This window comes from Aeromonas media, assembly GCF_000819985.1.
GTDB classification, from domain to species: domain Bacteria; phylum Pseudomonadota; class Gammaproteobacteria; order Enterobacterales; family Aeromonadaceae; genus Aeromonas; species Aeromonas media.
This window is the reverse complement of the sequence record NZ_CDBZ01000191.1, coordinates 1-3454: the sequence shown is the minus strand read 5'-3', so window position 1 is coordinate 3454 and position 3454 is coordinate 1. Positions and strand designations below refer to the sequence as shown.

The window sequence follows — 3454 nt, the reverse complement described above, 5'->3', positions numbered from 1 at the left end:
TGATAGCAATGCCATCTGTTAATACATATTCAGTCCGTTCAGATGTCGCCACCCTTGTCACCCAACCATTATCGACACATTTTTTTATGTAATTTTTTGCCTGCCGTTCTTTTACAGAGAAATACTGGCAAAACCTCTCGGTCAATGTGGTGGCAGAAATCGCCTCCAGGCCTTCCAGTGCCTCCAGCAGCCCATCCATCAGCCTGTCGCGCTCCTCCCCGATGGCACTGACTAATGTCAGCCCAATACGATTAAGGAGTATTTCGTCAGGTGTTTCAACAGCCCTCGCACTGAACGTCAGGTTGTAGCGAGCGCCCTGACCCTCTCGCGTCCCCAGTGAGATGACACCATCGGCCTCACCATGAATCGAAGAAGCTCCCCGCATGCTCATTACGCCAGCGTTAACCCCACCTGCATTAGGCGAAGCCTTTCTGGCGTGATGAACGATGATGTGTGCAGCTGAGCCGCTGATTTTTCGAATGGCTCGCATCACCTGACCCATTTCGCCATTGTTGTTTTCCTCTGCATTATGCATCCGAGCGAGGACATCCCAGATGATCAAATCCGGTTGAATGTCGTTGACAATATCTATTATTGCCTGTGATGCCATAGGATCTAATACATCAGTCGATTTATAATCGCCGCACCGCAAGAATGTTTTAATGTTTTTTGCATCTCCCAAGTTGGTCTGTGCCGACATGGTGTAGTACCGCTGCCAAAACAATCTGTCATTGACCTCAAAATCCATATACAATACGAGCGCTGGCCTTTTAATTTCCCAATTTAAAAATACACTACCGCTGGCTACAGCCAAGCCCAACTGCGTTGCAAGCATCGATTTACCCGTTTTGGGCGAGCCATTAATAATCCACTGTTCGCCTTTTTCAATCAGATTATCCACCACCCAATTAGGGCGTTGCTGGCTGGAAATTAATCCAGCAGCAGGACTGAAATTATAATGTTTTTCATTATTCATAAACATACCTATATTATTGTGGTGACTTAGTACTATGTTGATATGTCTCATCGTTTACATATATGCATAAGCTAATCATGCGTATATGTATAATTAACTACCCCGTGTTGTTGCAGATACAGTGTTTTTATGTCTGATATTGCGCTATCAGTATGAAGGGCATGGATAATCAGGTATAAAAATGCCACCAATAATGGTGGCATTGGTCGTCTGTCCTCGATCAGCAAATGAGCCCGAGCGCCCGAAGGCGTTGGAGCGCCCGATCCTGTGCATCGTTCGAATAATCGGCTTCCAGAGTGATCCGAGCAAGGCGCTCAACCAGCCGCCTGCCACTTTCATCGAGCCTCACAGACACATCGAGCAATGACACTGTGTATTGAGTGTTACATGCCGATGCCAACGCAGCAGCCAGCACCCTGCTAGATCCGGTGCGCGGGTGTTCTGAAATGATTGCCAAAATTTCGTTTAGAATTTTCATCTATTTCCTCTATGTTGTTAAACAATATGGTGCCTTTTCGGCTGTCATAAATTCTGCTGGTTAGATACTGGTTGTGATGTAAACGCCCTCGATTGATCAGCACCAAGCGATGTTATGGCTGCGTTTTGTGTAATAACAAATAATCATCTAAACATTTTTTATGTCTGGTATTTCGCCATCAATATGGATGACCGTCACCGATATATAGGCATCAAGGTAGTTCCTCCTCGTGCCTCGTCAGACTCCACCTTGACCCCTATATTCGGCTCCTTTGTCATGCCATATTAATCGCTTCATACCCTCCATAAAAATGGGTTCTCCACCCCACTCCGGTCGCTGCGCAACCTACGGGGGTTCCGGTCTCGTAACCTCGACACACCCACATTCTTACGTTCGTAAGAATGTTTTACCCCGCGTTCTTACGCTGTGTTGGCTCTGCGTTCTTACGGTTGCGACGAAGGCGTTCTTACGGTTGCGCCCCAGGGGGATTTGCCATGCAGTGATAGCAGCAAGGCTGTCCCCCTGTAGCCGCTCCCTTATCGGGATAAGTCGTCATCGGCATCGCGATGCCGATTGATGAATGCCGCCATGCCTCTCGGCGTTGTTGGGGCAGTTGAATCTGCGCTCGGCGAAGGCTCAGCCACTGTTGTGGGTGTAGCTACCTGGCGATGAGTTTTGTTATCCACAGAAAGCTCGGCGTGCGTTGTCCTGATATGGCTCAGGTCAGCATCCGCTGGGCAAGTGGGTAACACGTTACCATTAGCGGATTTACGATTGCCGTATTTGTCCACAGAAGACGTTGCCTGATGACCCATGATGTAGGCAATGCGCTGCCGGTCGAGCCCAGACGCTTTGAGCTCAGAGCCCATCTGATGGCGCCAGCTGTAAAAGGTCGGCAGCGATTTTCGCGCCGGCCAGAGGTTTTTGCCCGCCGCACGCAGCTTGTCCTGCAATGAGCCAATTTTTGCTTTCTTTGCCTCGGTCACCATGAGTTGCAATTTCTCTGGCGACATCGTGTCAAACTGTAAGACCCTATCTGCACCACGTTTGCCATCATGACTTTTTTTGGCTCCGATAACGGTGAGCCGATTACCCTGCGCAGTTATGGTGGCTAGTTCAGCAGGTCTTATCCCCGCGCGCATAAACAACAATATGGCCGCCAACATAGCGCTGTCATTACGCGCCTTAAAATACTGAATCAGTGCAACGAGATCATCATTATCGACCTTTTTAACTCTTTTTTGTTTTGCCTTAACCGGTATATCTGGCCTACTCAGGGCCTGAATTCGCTCGGCCGCGTCGGGAAAATTCAACAATTGTTGATGATATACCAGTGCACAGCGCAGTTTTCGCCAATAGCCAGGACTGCATTTTGAAGCGCGAGCCAACAATTCATCCGCAATGTTTTTTGCTGTGATATTAAGGCCCTTTTCCTTTAGGATTTCATAATGATTTTTTGCCAGTCTTTCATATTCCTTTTCCGTTGCCTGTGTAGCCATTCGGTCATCTCCCAGAGCGCTTGAATAACGCCTTCTTTAGATAGTGGGCAGGATTTCCCCACCCACGACGTGGATCCCTTTATTAAAGGTGCGATTTAGTTTTAAATTAATGCTGAATGCGTGATGTAGACAGTGATTTACTGCGCCACAGAAATTCGCTGCATTAAAACACTCATCAATCTCTGCATGACAGCAGGAGTTGCCAGTAATGCGTCGACATCGAATTCGCTTTCTGTGTTTTTATCTTCAGTTTTTTGATTACAGCTCGGCACAGTAACTTGAGCCTGCTGACCAGCCATACAGGCATTAAATACCGTGTCAGCCCTACCCCTATAATCAGGGGCGTCCTCCATCAACCACTTGCCATAATGGCGTACCACCATTTCTGTACCGGTGTGCCCCATCTGACGGGCTATCCACTCGATGCTGATCCCCGCCGAGAGCAGTTGGCTTGCATAGGTGTGCCGAAATTGAGATGGCCCCCGATAACGCACCCCAGCA

Annotated in this window: 2 protein-coding genes and 1 pseudogene; all 3 read right to left on the bottom strand. The window is 48.3% G+C overall.

The genetic code is table 11. The features are described 5' to 3' along the window. The coding region (locus BN1127_RS16165) for an AAA family ATPase (RefSeq protein ID WP_042650110.1) at window positions 1-976 on the bottom strand (976 nt) is incomplete at its 3' end. Window positions 977-1990: 1014 nt separating this feature from the next. Beyond that, complete coding sequence (locus BN1127_RS16160) at window positions 1991-2953, bottom strand: site-specific integrase (RefSeq protein WP_042650109.1); 963 nt, start codon at window positions 2951-2953, stop codon at window positions 1991-1993. Between the two features lie 137 nt (window positions 2954-3090). Further along, window positions 3091-3454: pseudogene (locus tag BN1127_RS16155) on the bottom strand (tyrosine-type recombinase/integrase); the annotation flags it as partial.